This window comes from Phenylobacterium deserti (genome assembly GCF_003254705.1).
GTDB classification, from domain to species: domain Bacteria; phylum Pseudomonadota; class Alphaproteobacteria; order Caulobacterales; family Caulobacteraceae; genus Phenylobacterium; species Phenylobacterium deserti.
On record NZ_QFYR01000011.1, the window covers coordinates 1 to 716 of the forward strand.

At 64.8% G+C, this 716-nt stretch carries 1 protein-coding gene; it reads right to left on the reverse strand.

Annotated features, from left to right (window positions below):
* Positions 1 to 716, reverse strand: a 716-nt coding sequence (locus DJ018_RS18905; RefSeq protein ID WP_240609627.1) for an EF-Tu C-terminal domain-related protein, incomplete at both ends; no start/stop codon positions are given.

Genomic DNA, 716 nt, shown 5'->3' on the forward strand with positions numbered 1-716 from the left:
ACGCCGGCGCCGACGGTCCGGCCGCCTTCGCGAATGGCGAAGCGCAGGCCTTGGTCCATGGCGATCGGGGTGATCAGCTCGACGTCCAGCTCGGCGTTGTCGCCCGGCATGATCATTTCCACGCCTTCGCGCAGCTTGATGATCCCGGTCACGTCCGTCGTGCGGAAGTAGAACTGCGGGCGGTAGTTGGTGAAGAACGGGGTGTGACGGCCGCCTTCTTCCTTGGTCAGGATGTAGGCTTCGGCCACGAACTTCGTGTGCGGGGTGATGGAGCCCGGCTTGCACAGCACCTGGCCGCGCTCGACGTCTTCACGCTTGGTGCCGCGCAGCAGCACGCCCACGTTGTCGCCGGCCTGACCTTGGTCCAGCAGCTTGCGGAACATCTCGACGCCCGTGCAGGTCGTCTTCTGAACCGGACGGATGCCGACGATTTCAACTTCGTCGCCAACCTTCACGATGCCCTTCTCGATACGGCCGGTCACCACGGTGCCGCGACCCGAGATCGAGAACACGTCTTCCACCGGCATCAGGAACGGCAGGTCCACCGGACGCTCCGGCTGCGGGATGTAGCTGTCCACCGCCGCCATCAGCTCGAGGATCGCGTTCTCGCCGATTTCCGGGGTCTTGCCTTCCACCGCGGCCAGGGCCGAGCCCTTGACCACCGGGATGTCGTCGCCCGGGAACTGGTAGGACGACAGAAGTTCACGAACTTCCAT